The organism is Noviherbaspirillum sedimenti, assembly GCF_003590835.1.
Taxonomy (GTDB): Bacteria; Pseudomonadota; Gammaproteobacteria; order Burkholderiales; family Burkholderiaceae_D; genus Paucimonas; species Paucimonas sedimenti.
The window spans coordinates 861,008-884,501 of the sequence record NZ_QYUQ01000002.1 but is presented as its reverse complement, the minus strand read 5'-3'; the positions used below and the strand labels follow the sequence as shown (position 1 = coordinate 884,501).

Genomic DNA, 23,494 nt, shown 5'->3' with positions numbered 1-23,494 from the left:
CCTGCTCCGGGCTGAACGCGCAAGACGTTCAGTCAGCCCGGTAGTTTGGCGCTTCCTTGGTGATCTGCACATCGTGCACGTGCGATTCGCGCATGCCCGCCGAGCTGATTTCGACGAATTCAGCCTTCTCGCGCAATTCATCGATGGTGGCGCAACCGCAATAACCCATGGAGGAACGCACGCCGCCGACCAGCTGGTACAGGATTGCCAGAACGCTGCCCTTGTAGGGAACGCGGCCTTCGATACCTTCAGGCACATACTTGTCAGTATTCTTTGACGAATCCTGGAAGTAGCGGTCCGCCGAACCCTCCGACATCGCGCCGAGGCTGCCCATGCCGCGATAGGATTTGTAGCTGCGGCCCTGGAACAGGATGACTTCGCCCGGCGCTTCCTCGGTGCCGGCAAACATGCTGCCCATCATCACCGTGGATGCGCCCGCTGCCAATGCCTTGGCAATGTCGCCGGAATAGCGGATACCGCCGTCGGCAATGCAGGGGACGCCGGTACCACGCAAGGCGCCGGCCACATTCGAGATCGCCGAAATCTGCGGAACGCCGACGCCGGCGACGATACGCGTGGTACAGATCGAGCCGGGGCCGATGCCGACCTTGACGCCGTCGGCGCCATGTTCGAGCAATGCACGCGCCGCTTCGGCAGTGGCGATGTTGCCGCCGATCACATCGACTTGCGGATAATGGGTCTTGATCCACTTGACGCGGTCCAGCACGCCCTTGGAATGGCCGTGCGCGGTATCGACGATCAGCACATCCACGCCAGCCTTGACCAGCAGGTCGATGCGCTCCTCATTGTCAACGCCGACGCTGACGGCCGCGCCAACCCGCAGTTTGCCGTGCTCGTCCTTGGCGGCAAAGGGATGCTCGGTGGCCTTCTGGATATCCTTGACCGTGATCAGGCCGCGCAATTCGTAGGCGTCATCAATGACCAGCACGCGCTCCAGGCGATGCTTGTTCATCAGGCGCTTGGCTTCGGCGAGGTCTTCGCCTTCCTTGACGTACACCAGCTTTTCGCGCGGCGTCATCTTCGCATGCGCTTCGGCATCCAGCTCTTCCTCAAAGCGCAAATCGCGGTTGGTAATGATGCCGACGACGGTCTTGCCCTCCACCACCGGAAAGCCACTGATGCCGTGTTGTTCGGACAGCGCCATCACGTCGCGGATTTTCATGTGGGGGGGAATCGTGATCGGATCGCGTACCACGCCCGACTCGAAACGCTTCACCTTCAGGACTTCGCGGGCCTGCTCACGGGCGGGCATATTCTTGTGGATGATGCCGATGCCACCTTCCTGCGCCATCGCGATGGCCAGGCGCGCTTCAGTCACGGTATCCATCGCCGCCGACAGCAACGGGATGTTCAGCGTGATGTTGCGGGTCAGGCGGGTAGTGAGGGAAGTATCTTTCGGCAGAATGTCCGAATAAGCCGGGACGAGCAGCACATCATCGAAGGTGAGTGCTTTTTGAAGTAGACGCATAGCATTTCCTATAGGCGCAAAGTCGCATTATACAGAAAACATATCAAATACGTCGTTTTATCGCACAGGCCGCCATGAAAAGCCGACCCTGCAGATTGACATGCCGGATAAAGCATGGCGAAATCGGGAAACTGATTACTCAAGGAATCCCACATGCAATTCATCCCGGTTAAGCAGCTTGCCGCAAGCCTGGTCCTGTGCGCATTTGCCTCCGTCGCTTGGGCGCAATATGTCTGGACCGACGAGAAAGGTGCCAAACAGTTTTCCGACATGCCGCCGCCGGCATCGGTGCCGAAAAACAGGATCCTGAAGCAACCGGGCGGTGCATTCGCCGCCCCCGTCACGGCCACAGCGAGTGCCTCAGCGGCGCCAGCCAATGCAGACGACGCTGCGCCGAAGACCCCGCTCAGCACAGCGGAGAAAAACGCCGATTTCATGAAACGCCGCACCGAACAGGCCGAAAAGGACAAGAAAGCTGCCAGCGAGGCCCAGGCTGCCCGCGACAAGGCGCAAAATTGCGATAAAGCCCGGAAATATCAAAGTGCACTGGCATCCGGCCAACGCATGGCCAGTACGGACAGCAATGGCGAAAGGGTATTTCTGGAAGATGAACAGCGCAGCCGCGAAATGCGCGAAACCAACCGCATCCTGGCCGACTGCAAATAACATCCGGGGAAACCCGCCAAAAAACCCGCGTTCAGCGGGTTTTTTCCTTTTTGACGACACGCCGGCGCCGCGCCTCTTTTGGGTCCGCCTGCAGGGGACGATAAATTTCAATGCGGTCGCGGTCGCGCAAGATCGTCTCCAGCGGCTTGAGCTTGCCAAAAATGCCAAGCTTGCAAACCGCGAGGTCGATTTCCGGTGCGCGCGCCAGTATCCCGCTGGCGCGGATTGCCTGTTCCAGCGTCGTACCCGCAGTGAAGGTCAGCTCTTCCAGGAAAATCGCATCCGGCCTGGCATAGCAGACCTGCACCTGCAGCATTTCGACGGTATCAGACATAGACGGCCTCGGCGCGCTGGCAAAAAGCCTCGACCATGTTGTTGGCGATCATATGGAATACCGGGCCGATCATCTTGTCCAGCAACTTGCTGGCAAACTCATAATGCAGATCCAGTTCCACCTTGCAGGCATCGGCGCGCAAGGGCTTGAAAGTCCAGGTACCATCGAGATGACGAAACGGCCCTTCCACCAGCGTCATCCTGATCGTGGACGACGGCAGGTTGACATTCTCGGTGGTGAAGGAATGCTTCACGCCGTGGTAATTGATGGCAATACTCGCCACCACCTTGTTTTCCTCCCGCCGCAAAATCTCGGTGCCGCCACACCACGGGAGGAATTTCGGATATTCTTCGATGCCATTCACCAGTACGAACATTTGCTCGGCACTGAATGGCAACAGGACGGATTTATGCACTACTGCCATTGACTATGCACCGTTTGATAAAATCGTCATCTTATATTCTTCTACACTAGCGCCCGCTTGCCATACACATGACCATTGTTGACAATAAAAAAGCCTTTTTCGATTTCTTCATCGAGGAGCGCTTCGAGGCGGGCATTGTATTACAAGGTTGGGAAGTCAAGGCAATCCGCGCCGGCCGCGTGCAATTGAAGGAAGCCTATGTGATTGTGCGCAACGGCGAAGTTTTCCTGTTTGGCGCCCATATCAGCGCACTTGCCGCCGCCTCCACCCACGTCTCGCCAGAGGCGGTACGCACCCGCAAACTGCTCCTGCACGCCAAGGAAATCGACAAGCTGATCGGCAAGGTCGAACGCTCCGGCTACACCATGGTGCCGCTCAACCTGCATTACCTGAAAGGCCGCGTCAAATGCGAAATCGGCCTGGCCAAGGGCAAGAAACAGCACGACAAGCGTGAAACCGAGAAGCAGCGCGATTCGCAGCGCGAAATACAGGCAGCCATGAAGCAACACCGCCGGTAGTTTCGCCTGGAAGGGCAAGACCTGCGTTCCCCGCGCCCCCGCCGCCACTTCCGCGCCCTACTTCGGCTGCGTCTTCACCACCTGCATCGCGGTTGCGATCAGGCTGCTCATGTCACCCAGGTTGGCCGGCACGATCAGGGTATTGTTGGTACGCGCCAGCTGGCCAAAGGCGCCCACATACTGTTCCGCCACCTTCAGGTTGACGGCATCGGCGCCGCCCGGTGCCTGGATTGCCGCAGCGGTCTTGCGGATCGCTTCGGCGCTGGCCTCGGCAATTTCCAGAATGGCCGCCGCCTGGCCCTGTGCACGGTTGATCGAGGCCTGCTTTTCACCTTCCGACCTGGCGATCGCCGCTTCCCGCTCACCGGTAGCGATATTGATCTGCTCCTGCTTGCGCCCTTCGGAAGCAGCGATCAGGGCGCGCTTTTCACGCTCGGCGGTAATCTGCGCCTGCATGGCATGCAGGATTTCCTTGGGCGGGGTCAAATCCTTGATTTCGTAACGCAGCACCTTGACACCCCAGTTGGCGGCGGAATCGTCGATGGCGGACACGACTGCCGTGTTGATGTGGTCGCGTTCCTCGAAGGTCTTGTCCAGCTCCATGCGGCCGATCACCGAACGCAGGGTGGTTTGCGCCAGCTGGGTGATGGCGGCAACGTAATTGGATGAACCATAGGACGCCAGCTTGGGATCGGTCACCTGGAAATACAGGATGCCATCCACCTGCAGTTGCGTATTGTCCTTGGTGATGCAGACTTGCGGCGGCACGTCCAGCGGGATTTCCTTCAGGATATGCTTGTAACCGACGCGGTCAATGAAGGGCACCACGATATTCAGGCCTGGCCCGAGCGTCGCATGGTACTTGCCCAGGCGTTCGACCACCCAGGCATGTTGCTGCGGTACCACCTGGATCGTCTTGAATACGAATACGATCGCCAGAATGAAAATGACCAGCGAAACACTGCCAAAACTGAATTCCATCTTACCTCCCTAGTTGTTGTCGGATGAAGCGTTGCTTACGGTGCCTGCGTCGGCGCCGACGATCAAGCGGCTGCCGCGAATTTCCAGAATGGTGAAAACGCCGGGCTGCGCCGCACTGCCTGGCGCCAGCGCCACATCCCACATGGCGCCGCGATACATGACGCGAGCGCTGGGCTGACTACCGGCACGCAAGTTCCATTCAGCCACGGATATTTTCTGACCGATATCGAGATTCACATTCGGGTCGTTGGCCGCATCGACCTTACCGGCCTTGCCGGACTTGCTGCGTCGCAGTACCAGCGTGGCCAGCACTCCTACCGCAGCCGCCGCCAGCAATTGCAGCCACAGGGCCGCCCCTGTCAACGCGACCAGGGCACCGGCAACCAGCCCCAAGGCCACCATCAGCAAATAGAAAGTGCCGGCGAATAGCTCAAAAACCACCAGCCCGCCAGCCCCGATCAGCCACAATACCCAGTCCGCCATTGCGCCTCCTTATGATGATGTTGTCAGTATGCATCAAAAACAAAACCCCCGGGCCAAAAGGCAACGGGGGCTGAACAACAGCAGTACGACTTGTTTAAACTTTTTATGCTATGTAAGCACTGAACCAAGTCTAAAGGAAATTCAGAATCGCTCAAAGCCTTTCGCGCCGATCTGTTCCTTTGACGCAACAAAAAACGCGCACCCTTTCAGGTACGCGTTTGCATCAGATGACTGACTCCAGAGGAATTACTTGGTCTTGGCCAGATTTTGCCAGGTATCGATCACCGAATCGGGATTCAGGGAAATCGAGGAAATCCCCTCCTTCATCAGCCATTCGGCAAAATCCGGGTGGTCCGAAGGCCCTTGTCCGCAAATGCCGATGTACTTGCCTTGCGCACGGCAAGCCGCGATCGCCCGCGACACCAGCGACAGCACGGCCGGATCGCGCTCGTCGAAATCCGCCGCCAGCAATTCCATGCCGGAATCACGATCCAGGCCCAGGGTCAGTTGGGTCAGGTCGTTGGAGCCGATCGAGAAGCCATCGAAATGCTCGAGGAATTGCTCGGCCAGGATGGCATTGGATGGCACTTCGCACATCATGATCAGGCGCAAACCATTCTCGCCGCGCTTCAGGCCGTTCTTGCCCAGTAGCGCGACGACTTTTTCCGCCTGGCCCAGGGTCCGCACGAACGGCACCATGATCTCGACATTGGTCAGGCCCATATCGTTGCGCACGCGCTTCATCGCCAGGCATTCCATTTCGAAGGATTCATCGAAATCAGCTGCCAGATAGCGTGCCGCGCCGCGGAAGCCGAGCATCGGGTTTTCCTCGTCTGGCTCGTAGCGCGAGCCGCCGATCAGCTTCTTGTACTCGTTCGACTTGAAGTCGGACAGCCGCACGATCACCGGCTTCGGCCAGAAAGCCGCGGCAATCGTGGCAATCCCTTCGGCCAGCTTGTCGACATAAAAAGCCTTGGGCGAGGCATGGCCGCGCGCCACCGATTCCACCGCCTTTTTCAGGTCCGGCGCGATATTCGGGTATTCCAGGATCGCCTTCGGATGCACGCCGATATTGTTATTGATGATGAATTCCAGGCGCGCCAGCCCGACGCCGCCGTTCGGGATCGACTGGAAATCGAACGCCAGCTGCGGATTACCGACGTTCATCATGATTTTGACCGGCACTTCCGGCAATGCGCCGCGCGACACTTCGCTGATCTCGGTTTCCAGCAAGCCATCGTAGATCTTGCCTTCGTCGCCTTCGGCGCAGGAAACCGTCACCAGGGTGCCGTCCTTGAGCGTCTCGGTGGCATGACCGCAGCCGACCACCGCCGGCACGCCCAGCTCACGCGCGATGATCGCGGCATGACAGGTGCGGCCGCCGCGGTTGGTGACGATCGCCGAGGCGCGCTTCATCACCGGCTCCCAGTTCGGGTCGGTCATGTCAGCCACCAGCACGTCACCCGGCTGCACCCGTTCCATTTCGGAAGGATCGCGGATCACGCGCACCGGACCGGCACCGATTTTCTGACCAATGGCGCGGCCGGAAGCCAGCACGGTGCCGCTGCCCTTCAGTTTGAAGCGCTGCTGCACGTCGGTCGCCTTGATTTGCGACTTGACGGTTTCCGGACGCGCCTGCAGGATGTACAGCTTGCCATCCCGGCCATCCTTGCCCCACTCGATATCCATCGGCCGGCCATAATGCTTTTCGATGATCATCGCGTATTTCGCCAGCTCGACGATTTCGGCGTCATTCAGTGCATAGCGATTGCGCAACTCGATCGGCACATCGACGGTCCTGACGGAACGTCCGGCCTTGGCTTCGCCGGTGAACTCCATCTTGATCAGCTTGGAACCGATGTTGCGGCGGATGATGGGCAGCTTGCCTTCGGCCAGCATCGGCTTGTGCACATAGAATTCATCCGGGTTGACCGCACCCTGCACCACCGTTTCGCCGAGGCCATAGCTGGCGGTGATGAACACCACGTCCTCGAAACCGGATTCGGTATCGATGGTAAACATCACGCCAGCGGCGCCGACGTCGGAACGCACCATGCGCTGCACGCCGGCCGACAAGGCCACTTCGGCATGCGTGAAACCCTTGTGCACCCGATAGGAAATCGCGCGGTCGTTGTACAGCGAGGCAAATACGTGCTTCATCGCCTCGAGCACGTTGTCGATGCCGACCACGTTCAGGAAGGTTTCCTGTTGCCCGGCAAAAGAAGCATCCGGCAAATCTTCGGCCGTCGCGGAGGAACGCACCGCAAACGACATTTCACTTGAAGAATCGTCGACAAGCTTATGATAATACTCGGTAATTTCTTGCTGCAGGCGCGGCTGAAATGGCGTTTCGATAATCCATTGGCGGATTTCCGCGCCAGCCTGGACCAGCGAGCGCACATCATCCACATCCAGCGATTCCAGGCGCGCAGCGATGCGTTCGCCCAGCGTCTGGCCACCATTGGGGGCATGGTTCAGGAAATCGCGGAACGCCAGTGCGGTGGTGGCAAAGCCACCCGGCACGCGGACGCCAGCGCCAGCGAGCTGGCTGATCATTTCGCCCAAGGAGGCATTTTTACCGCCGACCGATTCGACATCGGTCATGCGCAGGTGCTCAAAGGCAGCGACGTACGCCCCTCCCTGGGCCGGAGCGTGTACAGCCCCGGTAGTTGCTACATTGGACATGACAACCTCTAGTTTGATGATAAGAAATCTTCACGGGGCAATCTCACGCTGGCTGTTTTTGTTATTCTTCGAAGAGATGCAGAAAGCCGATAAACACAATTAAGTACATTTTACAGTGCGCAAACTGATTCTGCTTTATACAATGAGGTTTTTTCCGGGCATTTTAAGCCCGGCTCTTGCCCTTATTTCTCATCCTCATTTCGAGCGCCCATGCCTGACTCTTCCCTGGTCCCTGTTCCGCACGCCGATCGCACGGCATTTTATATTTCCGATGGCACCGGCATTACGGCGGAAGCCTTCGGCCACTCGGTGCTGACCCAGTTCAACCTGCGCTTTCGGCAAATTCGCCTGCCTTTTGTCGATTCCATCGACAAGGCGCATGAAGCAGTACAGAAGATCAACCATGCCTATGCCACCGATGGCAAGCGCCCGATCGTATTTTCCACCCTGGTCAAGCCGGAACTGGCGGCCGTTGTGCGGCAGGCGCAGGGCATGCAGATGGATCTGATCCAGACTTTCGTGGCGCCGCTCGAACAGGAACTCGGGGTGACGGCCAGCCATACCATCGGTCGCAGCCACAACATCGCCGATTCGGTCGAATACAATCGCCGCATCGATGCCATTAATTTCTCGCTGGCGCACGACGACGGCCAATCCAATCTGAACCTCGAAGCCGCCGATATCATCCTGGTTGGAGTTTCCCGTTCCGGCAAGACGCCGACCAGCCTGTACCTGGCGATGCAATATGGCGTCAAGGCCGCCAATTACCCGCTGATACCCGACGATTTCGAACGCGGCAAGTTGCCGCCCGAATTATTGCCGCACAAGGTGAAAATCTTTGGCCTGTCGATCGCCCCCGACCGTCTGTCGGAAGTGCGCAATGAACGCCGCCCCGGCAGCAAGTACGCCGCACTGGAAAATTGCCGCTATGAAGTGAATGAAGCGGAGAAAATGATGCACAAGGAAGGCATCCGCTGGATGTCCTCCACCGCCAAGTCCATTGAAGAGATCGCCACCATGATCCTGCAGGAAATCAGGCCGGACAAACAGGCGTATTGAGGCGGGTGTATTGAGGCAGGCGTATTGCAGCCGGGCCGCGCTAGGCCCGCAGCGTCTGCCGCACCTGTTCAAAGAAACACACAGCGGCGCTGGCCGCCACGTTCAGCGATTCGACCGCACCCAGATGGGGAATCCCTACCTGCTGCGTGGCCTGCGCCAGCAAGTCCTGCGCCACACCCTGCCCTTCGTGGCCGAACAGCCACGCGACCGGCTGTGACAGGTCGATGTCATACACCGTTTGCGCCGCATGCGAACTGGTGGCCAGCACCGGCAGCGCCGCCCCCCGCATCACCGATGCCAGATCGGCATTTTCAACAATCTCCAGCAAAAAATGCGCGCCCATGCCTGCCCGCAAGACCTTTGGCGACCACGCGAACACCGTGCCGGGACTACAAAACACTTGTTTGATGCCGGCCGCCGCCGCGCTGCGCAGGATGGAACCGAGGTTACCCGGATCCTGGAGCCGGTCCAGCAATACCGCCGATCGGGTCAGTTGCGCCGGCATTGCGGCTTGCGGCGTGGCGATCACGAACAGGATGCCGACACCCTGTTCGACCTGGCTCAGGGCATGGTACAAAGCGTCCGGCAGCAGGATGCAGGATACCCGGCGCCCCTCGCACTGCGCCAGGATCGCTGCGGCCTCGGCCTGGCTGCATGCCGAAGCGCTGGCCACGCACATGAGCGGGTCGCCGGCCAGCTGCAGATACGCCTCGCACAAATGCACGCCATCGAGCAGCGTGCGCTGCGCCTTGCGGCGCGCCTGCGAGCTGGTGGCGAGCTGCTTCAATTCCTTGTACAGGGGATTCTCGCGCGAGCTGATCTCTTTCATCGCCCCTCCCGGCCCAGCAAGGCCCGCACCGGCGCATAGGATTTGCGGTGCACCGGCGACACCCCATGCAGGCGCAGGCGTTCGAGGTGCAGCGCGGTCGGATAGCCCTTGTGCTGATCGAAGGCATATTGCGGATAGATCTGATGCAGTTGCGCCAGCGCGGCGTCGCGCGCGGTCTTGGCCAGAATCGATGCAGCTGAAATCGCCGACACCTTGTCGTCGCCCTTGATGATCGCCTCGGAACGCACCGGCATGACCGGGCAACGGTTACCGTCGATCAGCGCCAGGGTCGGCTGCTGCGACAAACCTTCCACCGCGCGCCGCATGGCCAGCATGGTGGCCTGGAGGATATTCAGCGCATCGATTTCCGCTTCCGAACATTCGGCAATCGCCCAGGCCAAGGCGCACGCCTTGATCTCGATTGCCAGCGCGTCGCGCTTCGCCTCGCTCAATTTTTTGGAATCGCGCAATCCCGCGATCGGCCGCAGCGGGTCGAGGATCACCGCTGCCGCAAATACCGGCCCGGCCAGCGGCCCGCGACCCGCCTCATCGACACCGCACACCAGCTCGCCGGCATGGTCGAACAGGAACAGGCTGGCACTCTCCGCCTGCTTATTTGCGTCCTTCATGGCGCCCTTCATGCCGGCCCCCTCGCCGAGCGGGCGATCAGATCCAGCACAGCCTGTGCACTTTCCCTGGCAGTATTGCGCAGCAAGCTATGGTGCATATCGGTGAAACGCTGCTGCAGGACGGCGCGGTGGCCGGCATCGTCCAGCTGGGTCCACAAGGCCTCGGCCAGTGCCTGCGGCGTTGCCGCATCCTGCAACAACTCCGGCACCAGAAATTCCCGCGCCAGGATATTCGGCAAACCGATCCACGGCTGGTAACCCATGTGGCGCATGACATGCCAGGATGCGCGCATCATCTTGTAAGCGATCACCATCGGCTTCTTGAACAGAGCCACTTCCAGGGTAGCGGTGCCGGAGGCGACCAGTACCGCATCGGCGGCGGCGATGGCCACTTGCGATTGCCCTTCCGTGATTATCAGAGGCACATCCTGCAAGCCGGCGTCAAGCAGCAACTGGCGGAAATACTCGCGCTGCTTTTCACCCGCCATCGGCACCACGATGCGCAAGCCAGGCTCGCGCTGCAGCAGCAACCTGGCCGCGCTGATGAAGGCGGCACTATTGTATTTGAGCTCGGACATGCGGCTGCCCGGCAGGATCGCCACCACCGGCGCACTGCCGTCCAGACCAAGGCTAGCGCGCGCCGCCGCCACATCCGGCACCAGCGGGATCACTTCAGCCATCGGATGGCCGACATAGGTCGCTGGAATGCCGGCCTGGCGATAGATTTCTTCCTCGAACGGGAACACCACCAGCATATGCGACACCGCGCGGGCGATCTTCTTGATGCGAGCGCCGCGCCAGGCCCAGATCGACGGGCCGATGAAATGCACGGTCGGAATACCGGCATCTTTGAGTTGCGCTTCCAGCCCGAGGTTGAAATCGGGCGCATCGACGCCGATGAAGACCGCCGGCCGCTCGGCCAGCAGGCGGTCGCGCAGGGCATTCTGGATACCCTTGATTTCGCGGTAATGCGCCAGCACCTCGAACAGGCCGCGCACCGCCAGCTTTTCCATGGGCCAGTCGGAAACGAAGCCATGCTGCGCCATGTGCTTGCCGCCGATGCCGTGAATGTAGGCATCCGGCAGCGCCGGCCGCAGTCCGGACAGCAGCCTGCCGGCCAGCAGGTCGCCGGACGTCTCGCCGGCGACCATGGCCAGCGCCAGTTTAGCGGATGATGCCACGGGCACTGGATTCCAGAAATTCGCGCAACAGGCGGATATGCGGCGCCGCTTCGGGCGACTTGCCCTCTTCCTGCGCCAGCGCGGATTTCGCCTCGTCCAGCGACAGGCCGGCGCGGTATACCAGCTTATAGGCGCGCTTGATGGCGGCAATCTGTTCGGGCGTGAAGCCGCGTCGTTTCAGGCCTTCGGAATTGATCCCGGCGGGCACTGCGCGGTTGCCTGCGGCGGTGACGAAGGGCGGCACGTCCTGGCTGACCGCGGCGGTAAAAGCGGTCATGGCATGCGCGCCGATATGGCAGAACTGGTGCACGCTGGTGAAACCGCCGAGGAACACCCAGTCGCCCAGGTGCACATGGCCGGCCAGCGTGGCATTGTTGGCAAGAATGATATTGCTGGCGAGCTGGCAGTCATGGGCGATATGCACATAGGCCATGATCCAGTTGTCGTCGCCGATACGGGTGGCGCCGGCATCCTGTACCGTGCCGAGATTGAAGGTGCAGAATTCACGGATGGTGTTGCGGTCGCCGATCTCCAATCGGGTCGGTTCGCCGGCATATTTCTTGTCCTGCGGCGCCGCGCCGAGCGAAGAAAACTGGAAAATCCGGTTATCGCAGCCGATCGTCGTGTGCCCTTCGATCACCACGTGCGGGCCGACAGTGGTGCCGGCGCCGATCTTCACATGCGGGCCGATCACCGTATAAGCGCCAACCTCGACCGAAGCGTCCAGTTGCGCCTGCGGATCGACAAGCGCAGTCGAATGGATCTTGCTCATGTTTACTGTCCCGCCGGCTGGCTCGCGTCGGTCGCGCTGCGCATCGTGCACATCAATTCCGCTTCCACCGCGACCTGGCCATCGACCGAGGCGACCGCCTTGTACTTCCAGATGCCGCGCGCATTGCGCAGGATTTCCACGTGCATCTTCAGCTGGTCGCCAGGGCCGACCGGGCGCTTGAAGCGGGCGCCGTCAATGCCGAGAAAATACACCACGCTGTTTTCATCCGGCTTCAGGCCCATGGTCAGGAAGGACAGCAAGGCGGCGGTCTGCGCCATCGCCTCGATCATCAGCACGCCCGGCATCACCGGCTTGTTGGGAAAATGGCCATTGAAAAACTCTTCATTGACCGTGACGTTCTTGATGGCCGTAATCGACTTGCCCGCTTCCCAGTCGAGCACGCGGTCCACCAGCAGCAAGGGATAGCGATGCGGCAGATATTGCTTGATCTGGACAATGTCGAGGGTTTTCGTTTCAGGGGCGTTCATTCTGACTCTTTTGATAAGGATTTGATGATTTTCTCAAGTTCCCGGATTTTCTCACGCATTGCTGGCAAATTGCGCACGATGGCGGCTGATTTTTCCCATTCGGCGTTTTTTGCCAGCGGGTAGATCCCGGTGTAAAAGCCGGGTTCCGTAATGGACCGCGGCACCAGGCTGCCCGATGAAATGGTGACATGATCGGCGATGGTAAGGTGGCCGAGGATCATGGCAGCACCGCCAAAGGTGCAATGTTTGCCGATTTTCGCGCTGCCGGCGACGCCCGTGCAACCCGACATCAGGGTATGCGCGCCGATATGGCAGTTATGGCCGATCTGGATCTGGTTATCGAGCTTGACGCCGTCCTCGATGATGGTATCCGTCATGGCGCCGCGGTCGATCGTGGTATTGGCGCCGATTTCGACATCGTCGCCGATGACTACCCGACCGGTCTGCGGGATCTTGACCCAGGTGCCTTTGTCACCGGCAAAGCCGAAACCGTCGGCGCCGATCACCGCGCCGGCGTGCACGATGCCGCGCGCGCCGATTTCGCAGCCGGCGTAAAAGCTCACGCGGGAATGAAGATGGGTGCCCGCGCCAATTTTCACGTCGCGACCGATGAAGCAACCGGCCCCGATCACCGCTCCGGCGGCGATTTTCGCGCCGGCCTCGATCACTACCAGCGGGCCAATGCTGGCATCGGCTGCCAGCTGCGCCGCCGGGTCGACTACGGCGCTGGGATGCACGCCCGGATTCGCCGGGATCGCCACAAGGCTGGCGAAATACTGCGCCGCCCGGGCGAACCAGGCGTAGGGATTGTCAGTGACGATGCGCGCCCCATGGTACTCGGCACCAAGCGCCTCGTGCTCCGCCGGCGAGAGGGTCAGCGCCGCCGCCCGGGTCCTGGCGGCCTGTGCACGCAATTTAGAATTGGCAAGGAAAGTAAGCTGCGATGCCGTCGCATCGTGGAGCGGCGCAATGCCGATGACTTCGATCGTCTCGTCGCCGATCAGCTGGCCGCCCAGGCGTTCGACCAGGTTTTTTAGCCGGGTGCTCATCGTGGGCCCTCAAAAAAAGATGGGAAAGAACGGCGCAAAACCGTTCTTTCCCTTATCGGAATGCATGCTTACTTGTTCAGCGCCTTCAACACCTTGTCGGTGATGTCAATGCGCGGGCTGGCATACACTGCTTCCTGGAAAACGATATCGTATTTTTCAGCTTCGGCAATCTGCTTGATCACCTTGTTGGTGCGCTCCAGCACGACCGCCAGTTCCTCGTTGCGGCGCTGGTTCAGGTCTTCGCGGAATTCGCGCTGCTTGCGCTGAAAATCCTTGTCCAGCTCGGTCAGTTCGCGCTGGCGACGCATGCGGTCCGACTCGGAGAGGACCGCGGCGTCCTTGTCGAGTCGTTCCGATGTCGATTTCAGGCGCGCCGCCAGATCCTGCAATTCACGGTCGCGCTTGGAAAATTCCTGCTCGATCTTGGTCTGCGCCGCCTTCGCGGGCACTGCTTCGCGGAAAATCCGCTCGGTGCTGACAAATCCGATTTTTGCATCCTGCGCCTGCGCGCCTGCCAGCGGCAGCAGGCACGCTGCCATCAGGGCTGCGCATTTGATCCAGCGGGTTGAATGAGCTATCGACATCAAGGTGTTTCTCCGAATCCGAATTACGACTGAAAACGCTTATTATGCCACTACACCTTTAGAAACCGGTACCCAGCTGGAACTGGAAGTTCTGCGTCAGGTCGCCCTGCTTGGCATTCAGCGGCTTGCCATAGCTGATTTTCAATGGGCCGATCGGCGAAATCCAGCTGAGGCCGAGACCGGCGGAATAGCGCAAATCACCGGCCTTGATTTTCTGGTGTTCCGAAAAAACATTGCCGGCATCCACAAAGGTGAACCAGCGCAGGCTGCGGTCCCGGCCCGAGAACGGCACCTGGAATTCCACATTGGCGATGAGGCGCTTGGAACCGCCCAGGGCATCGCCTTGCGCATTGCTTGGGGTCGGGCTGGAGCGTTCGCCCAGTGACGAGCCTTCGAAACCGCGCACCGAGCCAATGCCACCGGCATAGAAATTCTTGAAGACCGGATAGGGTTTGGAGCCGATACCGGCGCCATAGTCGACTTCACCATTGAAAGCCAGCGTCATGGTCTTGAAAAGCGGCTGAAAATGCTGGTATTGATAAACGCCGCGGTAATAGCGCTGGTCGCCAAAGGCGGCCACTTCCAGATTGGCGCGCTGATACTGGCCAACGGTGGGGGTCAGCACGCTGTCGCGGCTATCCCTTTGCCAGGCAACGGATAGCGGGAAGCTGGTGGTCGCGGCAGTTTCGATACAGTTGATGGTGCAGCCGCTCTGACGGCCGCCAAAATCCCGCACATAATTCTGATACACCAATGGGCTGTCAATGAAACTTCCATTTCCACCATCGGCTGCGCCGAAACCCCGATAAGTCGTGACCTTGGTATTTTCGACACCCACGCCGAAGAACACGGTATCCAGGTCGCTGAACGGCACGCCGTGATGGACGCTGCCGCCGGCGGTGACGATCTTGTATTCGCCGGTATTGAGCAGCGGCGGACGGCTGGTGCGGTAAAACACTTCGATACTGCGGCTGATGCCATCGTCGGTCACATAGGGATCGACATGTGACACGGCAATGGTGCGGTTGTATTTACTGGTATTGACGTCCAGGCCGATCGTTTTGCCGCTGCCGAAGGCATTGGCCTGGTGGATCGAGGCCGACAGCGTCATCCGTTCGCTGCTCGAAAAACCGGCGCCCAGCGACAGCGTGCCGGTCGGCTTCTCCACCACCGCGACGTTGACGTCCACCTGGTCGGTGGTGCCCGGCACCTCCGGAGTCTCGATATTCACTTCATTGAAATAGCCGAGGCGGTCGACGCGGTTACGCGAGTTCTTGATCTTGTCGCCGTCGTACCAGGAGCTTTCGAACTGGCGGAATTCACGCCGCACCACTTCATCGCGCGTGATGGTATTGCCCGCCACGTTGACGCGACGCACGTACACGCGCTTGCCCGGGTCGATAAAGACAGTAAACGCCACTTCGCGCTTTTCCCGGTCGATGTCGGGGTTGGCATTCACATTGGCGAAGGCATAGCCGAAGGTGCCCATGCGTTCGGAAATTTTCTTGACGCTCTCGGCCAGCCTCTCGCCGGAATAGACATCGCCCTTTTTCAACTCCAGCAGCGATTTCAGCTCCGCCTCGCGGCCGAGCAATTCACCTTCGAGCTTGACGTCGGCGACCTTGAATTTCTCGCCTTCGTTGATGTTGATGGTGATGTAGATATTCTTCTTGTCCGGCGTAATCGACACCTGGGTCGATTCGACCTGCATCTCGAGATAGCCGCTGTTGAGATAATGCGACTTGATGCTTTCGATATCGCCGGTCAGCTTCTGCTTGGTGTACTGGTCCGACTTGGTGTACCAGGTGAACCAGCCCGGCGTGGTCAGGTTCACCAGTTCGCGCAATTCCTTGTCGCTGTAGACCTTGTTGCCGACGAAGGTGATTTGCTTGATGCGGGCGGCATCGCCCTCATCCACGGCGAAGTTGATGTTGACGCGGTTGCGCTCGATCGGCGTGACGGTGGTGGTCACTTTTGCGCCGTACAGGCCGCGCGACAAATACTGGCGCTTGAGTTCCTGCTCGGCGCGGTCGACCATGGCCTTGTCGAAGATGCGCGACTCGGCCAGGCCGATTTCTTTCAGTGCCTTGGTCAGCTGGTCCTTGTCGAATTCCTTGATGCCGGAAAAATCGACGCCGGCGATGGCCGGGCGCTCTTCCACCATCACTACCAGGACATTGCCCTCGGCTTCGATGCGGACATCCTTGAAAAACCCGGTCGCATACAGCGCCTTGATGGCGGCCGCGCCTTTTTCATCGGTAAAGGTTTCGCCGACCCGCACCGGCAGGTAGCTGAACACCGTACCCGCCTCGGTACGCTGGATGCCTTCGACGCGGATGTCCTTGACGACAAACGGCTCGGCCGCCAGCGCCTGCCCGGTGCACAGGGCGAAGGCGGCGACAGCGATCAGACGGCGGGAAAAAAACGGCAGGGCAATACGCGCAGGATGTAATTTCATTAGCAATCGTTCGTTTTCAATTTTCTTGTGTAGCCATGCGCAAGGCCGGCAGGACAGGCTCGGCTCAGGACATCAGGCGAACGATGTCGTTGAACACCGCCATCACCATCAATGCCATCAGCAGCCCCATGCCTGCGCGTTGCGCAATTTCTCCCACCCGTTCGGACAAGGGGCGGCCGGTCAAAACTTCCAGCGAATAATACAATAAATGACCGCCATCCAGCACTGGAATGGGCAGCAAATTCATGACACCCAGGCTGATGCTGATGAGCGCGATGAAGCTCAGATAGCTGATGATGCCGATGCGCGCGGTCTGCCCGGCATAGTCCGCGATGGTCAGCGGCCCCGAGATGTTTTTCCAGGACAGCTCGCCGATCAGCATTTTACCAAGCATTTTCAGCGTTAACACGCTGGAATCCCAGGTACGCTGCGTCGCCTTGCCCAGCGCCGCCAATGGCGACGAGCTGGCCGTGACCATTTCCGGCGCCACCGGGATTTCCACCATGATCTGGCCAAAGGTCTTGCCGTTCTGCTCGCGCGCCAGCGGCGTCACCGTCAGCTCCAGCTCCTGGCTGCCGCGCAGCACGCGCATGCGCAGGGCCTTGCCGGGCGAAGCGCGCACCAGTTCGATCAAGGCCACGCCGTCGCTGACCGGCATGCCGTCCACCGCAAGGATCTGATCGCCTCCGCGAAAACCTGCCTGCATCGCAGGTCCGTCGGCACCCAGCTTGCCGAAGACTGCCCGCGGCCGCGCCAGGTCCAGACCGAGTTTGCCAAGGAAATCGCCTTCCAGATCCTGCGCGGTGATACTGTCGAGCGGCAGCGATACCTTATAAGCCGCGGTATGAGCGGCATCGCCTGCCGCGCGTCGGCTGACTTCCAGCACGGCGGCCTGCTTTTCGACCACCGATTGAATCAGTTGCCAGCGCATATCCGACCAGATCTGCACCGGTTCGCCATTGACTGCGGTGACCAGTTCGCCGCCACGCAAGCCGGCCGCATAAGCCGGCGAGTTGGCCGGCACGGCGCGCAGCAGCGGTGCCGGTTCGGGAATGCCATAGCTGTACAGACCGGTAAAGATCGCAATGGCCAGCAGAAAATTCGCCAGCGGTCCGGCCGCCACGATGGCGATCCGCTTCCACACGCTTTGCCGCGTGAATTCGCGCGCCAGGTCCTCCGGCGGCAAGTCCGAGACATCCGCTTCGCGGGCGTCGAGCATCTTCACATAGCCGCCGAACGGCAGCGCCGACAGCGCCCATTCGGTGCGATCCGGGCCAATGCGGCGCGACCACAGCACCTTGCCCATGCCCACCGAAAAGCGCAGGACCTTGACGCCGCACCAGCGCGCCACCCAGTAATGCCCCAGCTCGTGCACCACGACCAGGGTGCCCAGCACAACGATGAAAGCGAGAATGGTATGCAGCAGTGTCATGTCACGATGTAATGCAGGTATTTGCCAGCTGGCGCGCTTCGCGGTCCTGTTCCAGCAAATCATCCAGGCCGGAAACGGCGCGCGCTGGCAGCCTGTCCATCACCCTATGTATGAGTTGGTCGATCATCCGGAAGCCGATTGCGCGGTCCAGGAAAGCCTGGACTGCAACTTCATTGGCGGCGTTCAATATCGCCGCCGCCGAACCGCCCTCCTCCAGCGCATCATACGCCAGCTTCAGGCAAGGGAAGCGTTGAAAATCGGGCGCCAGGAAATCCAGCTGGCCGATTTTCGCCAGGTCCAGCGGCCCCACGCCGGAAGCGATCCGTTCCGGATAGGCCAGCGCATGCGCGATGGGCGTGCGCATATCGGGGTTGCCCAGTTGCGCCAGCAGCGAGCCATCCACATAGGACACCATCGAATGGATCACGCTTTGCGGATGAATCAGCACCTCGATCCTGTCGGCGGCAGCGCCAAACAGCCAGTGCGCCTCGATCACTTCCAGGCCCTTGTTCATCATGGTGGCCGAATCGACCGAGATCTTGCGACCCATGACCCAGTTCGGATGCGCCACCGCCTCTTCCGGCGTCACCGACTCCAGCGTGGCGACCTCGCGCCGCAGGAAAGGTCCGCCGGACGCCGTCAGCACGATCTTCGCCACGCCATGCTGCTCGGGCGCGCGCGCGAAGGACTGCGGCAGGCACTGGAAAATCGCATTGTGCTCGCTGTCGATCGGCAGCAAGGTGGCATGGTTCTCGGCTACGGCATCCATGAACAGCTGGCCGGACATCACCAGCGCTTCCTTGTTGGCCAAAAGCAGCTTCTTGCCGGCGCGCGCTGCCGCCAGGCTCGGCTCCAGGCCTGCGGCGCCCACGATCGCCGCCATCACGGTATCGCAAGCGGCGGCGCTGGCCACCGCACACAGTGCTTGCGGGCCGTATTCGACCGCGGTCGCGACGCCCTGCTCGCGCAACAGGCGCGACAAGGCCTGCGCCGCGCCGGCACTGCCGACCACCGCCACCTGTGGACGGAATTGCTTGCACTGTTGCGCCAGTTCTTCCACCCGCGCATGGGCGGTGAGCGCGAAGACACGGTAACGCTCGGGATGACGTGCGATGACGTCCAGGGTGGATACGCCGATGGAACCGGTCGATCCGAGTATGGTGATGGTTTGCATGCTGTATGAAACTTAAAACCGCGAATGGAACAGCATCGCCAGCGGCAACACCGGAATCAGGGCATCGATGCGGTCAAGTACGCCGCCGTGCCCCGGCAACAGATTACTGCTGTCTTTCATGCCGGCGCGGCGCTTCAATTGCGACTCGCACAGATCGCCGACGACGCTGGCTGCCACCAGCAGGCTCATGACCGCCAGCCAGCCGCCCCAGCCCCAACTGGCCTGCAAGCGGGCGGGGAATGTCCCTTGCAGCGCCGGGCTCAGCGCACTGGCAGCACCAAGCAGCAGCACCGCCAGCCAACCGCCGAACGCCCCTTCCCAGGATTTGCCCGGTGAAATCGAAGGCGCCAGCTTGCGCTTGCCGAATGCCCGGCCGGAGAAGTAGGCGCCGATATCGGCCACCCAGACGATCGCCATGACCGACAGCAGGTAAAGCGGCGAATACTGGTAGAGCTGCAGGATCGCCACGAAGCAGCCCAAAATGGCGATGCAGTAGACACCGGCCAGCAGGCGGTTGCGCACGCCGTCCAGCGGCGGCAGTCCGAACTTCAGCGCGGGCACCAGGCGCAAGAGCCAGATTGCCGCGCAGACGGCGAACAGCAGCGGCGCCGCAAACTGCTTTTGATAGTAGACGACCAGGCAGAATGCCAGCGTCCAGATCGCCGCGCCTGCCAGCGGCTGGCGGTTGCCGAACAGGCGCAAGGCCTCCCACATGGCTGCACCGAGGAACAGCGCAGCGACAACGACAAACGCCAGGAAAGATCCCGAATAGACGACAAGCAAAAGCAGCGCAAGCAAGGCCAGCGCCGTGATGACGCGCGTTTTCAGCATCAGGAGGCTTTCTTGCGCTCCACCACCTGGGCGCTGGTACGCCCGAAGCGACGCTCGCGCTGCTGGTAAGAAGCAATCGCCAGATCCAGTGCGGCCGCGTCGAAATCCGGCCAGAAGGTATCGGAAAAGTAAAGTTCGGAATACGCCATTTGCCAGAGCAGGAAGTTGGAAGCGCGCTGCTCGCCGCCGGTGCGGATGAACAGGTCCGGCTCAGGGGCATACGCCATGGACAGGTGCGGCGCCAGCATTTCTTCGGTGAATTCGGTAACCCCGGGATTGGCCGCAATCATCTTGCCGGTCGCCTGCAGGACATCCCAGCGCCCGCCGTAGTTGGCGCAAATGGTCAGGGTCAGGCGGGAATTGCCCTCGGTCTTGCGCTCGGCGGCAGCGATCATCTTTTGCAGCTTGGCGTCGAAGCGCGACATGTCACCGACTATCTTCAGGCGGATGCCATTGACGTGCATCTTCGCCACTTCGCGCTCCAGCGCGCTGACGAAGAGTTTCATCAGGAACGACACTTCATCGGCCGGACGACGCCAGTTTTCCGAACTGAACGCGAACAGGGTCAGATACTCGACGCCGCGCGCGGCGCATGCCTCGACGACGTCGCGTACCGTCTCGACCCCTTTGACATGGCCGGCGACGCGGGGCAGGAAACGCTTGTTCGCCCAGCGGCCATTGCCATCCATGATCATGGCAATATGGCGCGGAACCGCAGCAGCGTGGGGAATCCCTTGTGTGGAACTCGAATGCGTCATGAAAACCATGCTAAAAATATATTGGAAGAAATAACTATACCCCGTATTTACACGGTCATGATTTCTTTTTCTTTGTCACTGATCAGTTTATCAACCTCAATAACAAACTTATCGGTCAGTTTCTGCACTTCTTCCTGCGTGCGGCGCTCGTCATCTTCCGAGCAGATCTTGTCCTTGACCAGCTTTTTCAAGCTTTCATTGGCATCGCGGCGGATATTGCGGATGGCGATCTTCGCATCTTCGGCCTCGCCCTTGACCATCTTGACGATCTCCTTGCGGCGTTCCTCGGTCAGGGCCGGGGTCGGCACGCGGATCAGGTCGCCCTGGGTGGACGGGTTGAAGCCCAGGTCGGACTCGCGAATGGCCTTTTCAATCACGCCCACCATTTTCTTTTCCCATGGTTGCACACCGATGGTGCGGGCATCGACCAGGGTGACATTGGCCACCTGGGTGATCTGCGTCGGGCTACCGTAATAATCCACCATGATATGGTCGAGAATGCCGGTATGGGCGCGACCGGTACGCACCTTGGCCAGGTTGGCCCTCAGCGTCTCGATCGACTTCTGCATTTTCTGATCGGCGTTTTTCTTGACGTCGGCAGTGCTCATGCTGCTCTCCTTGCTTGCAACGAATTGATTACAAATGAACCAGAGTTCCTTCGTCCTCGCCCATGATGACGCGTTTGAGCGCCCCCGGCTTGACAATGGAAAAAACCTTGATCGGCAATTTTTGGTCACGGCACAAGGCGAACGCGGTGGCGTCCATCACTTGCAAGTGTTTGGAAATTGCCTCATCGAAAGTGATGGTGGCATAGCGGATCGCGCCCGCATCCTTTTTCGGGTCGGCGCTATAGACGCCGTCGACCTTGGTCGCCTTCAACACGATTTCGGCGCCGATCTCGGCGCCGCGCAAGGCGGCAGCGGTATCGGTCGTGAAGAAGGGATTGCCGGTGCCGGCGGCGAACACGACCACCTTGCCCTCTTCCAGATACTGCAAGGCCTTCGGGCGGACATAAGGCTCCACTACCTGCTCGATGGCGATGGCCGACATGACGCGGGCGGTGATGCCGCCCTGACGCATGGCATCGGCCAGCGCCAGCGAATTCATGACGGTCGCCAGCATGCCCATGTAATCGGCCGTGGCGCGGTCCATGCCCTGGGCGCCGGGCGCAACGCCGCGGAAGATGTTACCGCCGCCGATGACGATCGCCAGTTCCACCCCGAGCTTTGCCACTTCCGCCACATCCGCGACCATGCTTTCGATGGTGGCGCGATTGATGCCGTAGGCGTCGTCGCCCATCAGGGCCTCACCGGAAAGCTTGAGAAGGACGCGCTTGTAGGCAGGTTGTGTCATGGGCTGGGCTCCTTGGGGAATTCCGGATTGAATAATGCAATAATGCTTTACTGATAGTGCGCTACTTTATCGCATACGCGGCATGCCTGCATTGTCATACAGGCATTGCCGCGAGCTTAAAAAAACGGGCCTTGCGGCCCGCTTGATAGCGCTTAAGCCTGTTTGGCTGCGGCAACCTGGGCCGCGACCTCGGCAGCGAAATCGTCCTGCTTCTTTTCAATGCCTTCGCCGACCACGAACATCGTAAAAGACTTCACGCTGGAATTGGTTGCTTTCAGCATTTGCTCGACGGTTTGCTTGTCGTTTTTAACAAAAGCCTGGTTGAACAGCGAAACTTCCTTCAGGAACTTCTGCACCGAACCATCCACCCGCTTGGCGACGATCTCGGCCGACTGCGGCGTCTTGCCTTCAGCCTTGGCCTTTTCCGCATCTTCGGCGGCCTTCAGGGCGGCGACATTGCGTTCTTTTTCGATCAGGTCAGCCGGCACCTGGTCCGACGACAGGGAAACCGGCTTCATGGCGGCGATGTGCATCGCCACGTCCTTGCCGACTTGCTCGTCGGCGCCGTCGAATTCGACCATCACGCCGATACGGGTGCCATGCAGATACGAAGTCAGTTTGGCAGCCGTTTCGAAACGCTTGAAGCGGCGGATCGACATGTTTTCACCGATCTTGCCGATCAGTGCAGCGCGCACTTCGTCGACGGTCTTGCCGTCCAGCGGCAGCGCCGACAGCGCGGCCACGTCGGCCGGATTGTTCTCGGCGACCAGCTTGGCCACGGTATTGGCCAAGGCGATGAAGTCATCGTTCTTGGTCACGAAGTCGGTTTCGCAGTTGACCTCAACCAGGGCGCCAACACCACCGCTGATGTAGGCAGACACCACGCCTTCGGCGGTCACGCGGGAAGACGCCTTGGAAGCCTTGCTGCCCAATTTAACGCGCAGGATCTCTTCCGCCCGGGCCATGTCGCCTTCGGCTTCAGTCAAGGCCTTTTTGCATTCCATCATCGGCGCGTCGGTCTTCGCGCGCAGTTCACCCACCATCGCTGCAGTAATTGCCGCCATATCATTCTCCTAGCTAATCAGTTGAGGACAGAGTGCTATCCAATCAGTTGGGGACAGAGTACCGCTTCGCTTAACTCTTTCCCCAATTCTTACAATTAGTTGGGGGCAGAGTGCCGTTTTCACGTTCATCAGTTGAGGACAGAGTCGCGCTTCGCTTAACTCTGCCCAGCAACAGAAAGTACTCTGCCCCGCAATCCCGGCACCCTGCCGCAATTCATGAACAAAATAAAGGGGCGAACCGCGGTTGCCCCCT

24 protein-coding genes are annotated in these 23,494 nt (G+C 60.1%); 3 read left to right on the top strand and 21 right to left on the bottom strand.

Annotated features, from left to right (window positions below; translation table 11 throughout):
- Positions 1–28 precede the first annotated feature (28 nt).
- Entirely contained in the window at positions 29–1,489 is a 1,461-nt protein-coding gene (gene guaB, locus D3878_RS04180; RefSeq protein WP_119784336.1) for an IMP dehydrogenase, read from the bottom strand.
- Between the two features lie 153 nt (positions 1,490–1,642).
- On the opposite strand from guaB, the gene D3878_RS04175 reads away from it, so the two are divergent.
- Positions 1,643–2,155 (top strand): DUF4124 domain-containing protein, encoded by a 513-nt coding sequence (locus D3878_RS04175; RefSeq protein WP_119784335.1) that lies wholly within the window; start codon positions 1,643–1,645, stop codon positions 2,153–2,155.
- 31 nt (positions 2,156–2,186) lie between these two features.
- On the opposite strand, the gene D3878_RS04170 is transcribed toward D3878_RS04175, so the two are convergent.
- Entirely contained in the window at positions 2,187–2,489 is a 303-nt protein-coding gene (locus D3878_RS04170) for an RnfH family protein (RefSeq protein WP_119784334.1), read from the bottom strand.
- Complete coding sequence (locus tag D3878_RS04165; protein ID WP_119784333.1) at positions 2,482–2,913, bottom strand: type II toxin-antitoxin system RatA family toxin; 432 nt, start codon at positions 2,911–2,913, stop codon at positions 2,482–2,484. Before D3878_RS04165 ends, D3878_RS04170 begins: the two co-directional genes overlap by 8 nt.
- A 68-nt stretch (positions 2,914–2,981) precedes the next feature.
- Between D3878_RS04165 and smpB the strand changes: the two genes are divergently transcribed.
- A complete protein-coding gene (gene smpB, locus D3878_RS04160) occupies positions 2,982–3,431 on the top strand; it encodes an SsrA-binding protein SmpB (RefSeq protein WP_119784332.1) in 450 nt (149 codons plus the stop codon).
- 57 nt (positions 3,432–3,488) lie between these two features.
- On the opposite strand, the gene D3878_RS04155 is transcribed toward smpB, so the two are convergent.
- The 3 genes from D3878_RS04155 to ppsA all read right to left on the bottom strand — a co-directional run bounded on the left by D3878_RS04155 (position 3,489) and on the right by ppsA (position 7,499).
- The gene (locus D3878_RS04155; protein WP_119784331.1) at positions 3,489–4,412 is read right to left on the bottom strand and encodes an SPFH domain-containing protein; all 924 of its coding nucleotides are present in this window, start codon (positions 4,410–4,412) and stop codon (positions 3,489–3,491) included.
- Between the two features lie 9 nt (positions 4,413–4,421).
- Positions 4,422–4,895 carry an NfeD family protein gene (locus tag D3878_RS04150; RefSeq protein WP_119784330.1) on the bottom strand — a complete coding sequence of 158 codons (474 nt, stop codon included), beginning with the start codon at positions 4,893–4,895 and terminating at the stop codon, positions 4,422–4,424.
- A 246-nt stretch (positions 4,896–5,141) separates the two neighbouring features.
- A complete protein-coding gene (gene ppsA / locus D3878_RS04145; RefSeq protein WP_233556451.1) occupies positions 5,142–7,499 on the bottom strand; it encodes a phosphoenolpyruvate synthase in 2,358 nt (785 codons plus the stop codon).
- A gap of 291 nt (positions 7,500–7,790) precedes the next feature.
- Between ppsA and ppsR the strand changes: the two genes are divergently transcribed.
- On the top strand, positions 7,791–8,639 hold the full coding sequence (gene ppsR, locus D3878_RS04140) for a posphoenolpyruvate synthetase regulatory kinase/phosphorylase PpsR (RefSeq protein WP_119784328.1): 849 nt from the start codon (positions 7,791–7,793) through the stop codon (positions 8,637–8,639).
- A 40-nt stretch (positions 8,640–8,679) separates the two neighbouring features.
- Here ppsR and D3878_RS04135 read toward each other — a convergent pair whose 3' ends face one another.
- From D3878_RS04135 to tsf, 15 genes are all read right to left on the bottom strand, one after another.
- Positions 8,680–9,468: a TrmH family RNA methyltransferase gene (locus tag D3878_RS04135; RefSeq protein WP_119784327.1), complete on the bottom strand. Its 789-nt coding sequence runs from the start codon at positions 9,466–9,468 to the stop codon at positions 8,680–8,682.
- Positions 9,465–10,097, bottom strand: a complete 633-nt coding sequence (rnhB, locus tag D3878_RS04130) for a ribonuclease HII (RefSeq protein WP_119787691.1) — start codon at positions 10,095–10,097, stop codon at positions 9,465–9,467. Before rnhB ends, D3878_RS04135 begins: the two co-directional genes overlap by 4 nt.
- 8 nt (positions 10,098–10,105) lie before the next feature.
- Positions 10,106–11,248, bottom strand: a complete 1,143-nt coding sequence (gene lpxB / locus D3878_RS04125; protein ID WP_119784326.1) for a lipid-A-disaccharide synthase — start codon at positions 11,246–11,248, stop codon at positions 10,106–10,108.
- Between the two features lie 13 nt (positions 11,249–11,261).
- Positions 11,262–12,050, bottom strand: a complete 789-nt coding sequence (gene lpxA, locus D3878_RS04120; RefSeq protein WP_119784325.1) for an acyl-ACP--UDP-N-acetylglucosamine O-acyltransferase — start codon at positions 12,048–12,050, stop codon at positions 11,262–11,264.
- Between the two features lie 2 nt (positions 12,051–12,052).
- The gene (gene fabZ, locus D3878_RS04115) at positions 12,053–12,538 is read right to left on the bottom strand and encodes a 3-hydroxyacyl-ACP dehydratase FabZ (RefSeq protein WP_119784324.1); all 486 of its coding nucleotides are present in this window, start codon (positions 12,536–12,538) and stop codon (positions 12,053–12,055) included.
- Positions 12,535–13,587: a UDP-3-O-(3-hydroxymyristoyl)glucosamine N-acyltransferase gene (gene lpxD, locus D3878_RS04110; protein ID WP_119784323.1), complete on the bottom strand. Its 1,053-nt coding sequence runs from the start codon at positions 13,585–13,587 to the stop codon at positions 12,535–12,537. The genes fabZ and lpxD overlap by 4 nt, the downstream gene beginning before the upstream one ends.
- Before the next feature lie 68 nt (positions 13,588–13,655).
- On the bottom strand, positions 13,656–14,171 hold the full coding sequence (locus D3878_RS04105; RefSeq protein WP_119784322.1) for an OmpH/Skp family outer membrane protein: 516 nt from the start codon (positions 14,169–14,171) through the stop codon (positions 13,656–13,658).
- Positions 14,172–14,229: 58 nt separating this feature from the next.
- A complete protein-coding gene (bamA, locus tag D3878_RS04100) occupies positions 14,230–16,629 on the bottom strand; it encodes an outer membrane protein assembly factor BamA (RefSeq protein WP_119784321.1) in 2,400 nt (799 codons plus the stop codon).
- A gap of 64 nt (positions 16,630–16,693) precedes the next feature.
- Positions 16,694–18,061, bottom strand: a complete 1,368-nt coding sequence (rseP, locus tag D3878_RS04095) for an RIP metalloprotease RseP (protein WP_119784320.1) — start codon at positions 18,059–18,061, stop codon at positions 16,694–16,696.
- Between the two features lies 1 nt (position 18,062).
- The gene (ispC, locus tag D3878_RS04090) at positions 18,063–19,235 is read right to left on the bottom strand and encodes a 1-deoxy-D-xylulose-5-phosphate reductoisomerase (RefSeq protein WP_119784319.1); all 1,173 of its coding nucleotides are present in this window, start codon (positions 19,233–19,235) and stop codon (positions 18,063–18,065) included.
- Between the two features lie 12 nt (positions 19,236–19,247).
- Complete coding sequence (locus D3878_RS04085) at positions 19,248–20,066, bottom strand: phosphatidate cytidylyltransferase (protein ID WP_119784318.1); 819 nt, start codon at positions 20,064–20,066, stop codon at positions 19,248–19,250.
- Positions 20,066–20,824 carry a polyprenyl diphosphate synthase gene (uppS, locus tag D3878_RS04080; protein ID WP_119787690.1) on the bottom strand — a complete coding sequence of 253 codons (759 nt, stop codon included), beginning with the start codon at positions 20,822–20,824 and terminating at the stop codon, positions 20,066–20,068. Before uppS ends, D3878_RS04085 begins: the two co-directional genes overlap by 1 nt.
- A 47-nt stretch (positions 20,825–20,871) precedes the next feature.
- A complete protein-coding gene (frr, locus tag D3878_RS04075; protein WP_119784317.1) occupies positions 20,872–21,432 on the bottom strand; it encodes a ribosome recycling factor in 561 nt (186 codons plus the stop codon).
- A 28-nt stretch (positions 21,433–21,460) separates the two neighbouring features.
- A complete protein-coding gene (pyrH, locus tag D3878_RS04070) occupies positions 21,461–22,177 on the bottom strand; it encodes a UMP kinase (RefSeq protein ID WP_119784316.1) in 717 nt (238 codons plus the stop codon).
- Between the two features lie 152 nt (positions 22,178–22,329).
- On the bottom strand, positions 22,330–23,241 hold the full coding sequence (tsf, locus tag D3878_RS04065; RefSeq protein ID WP_119784315.1) for a translation elongation factor Ts: 912 nt from the start codon (positions 23,239–23,241) through the stop codon (positions 22,330–22,332).
- Between the last annotated feature and the right edge of the window lie 253 nt (positions 23,242–23,494).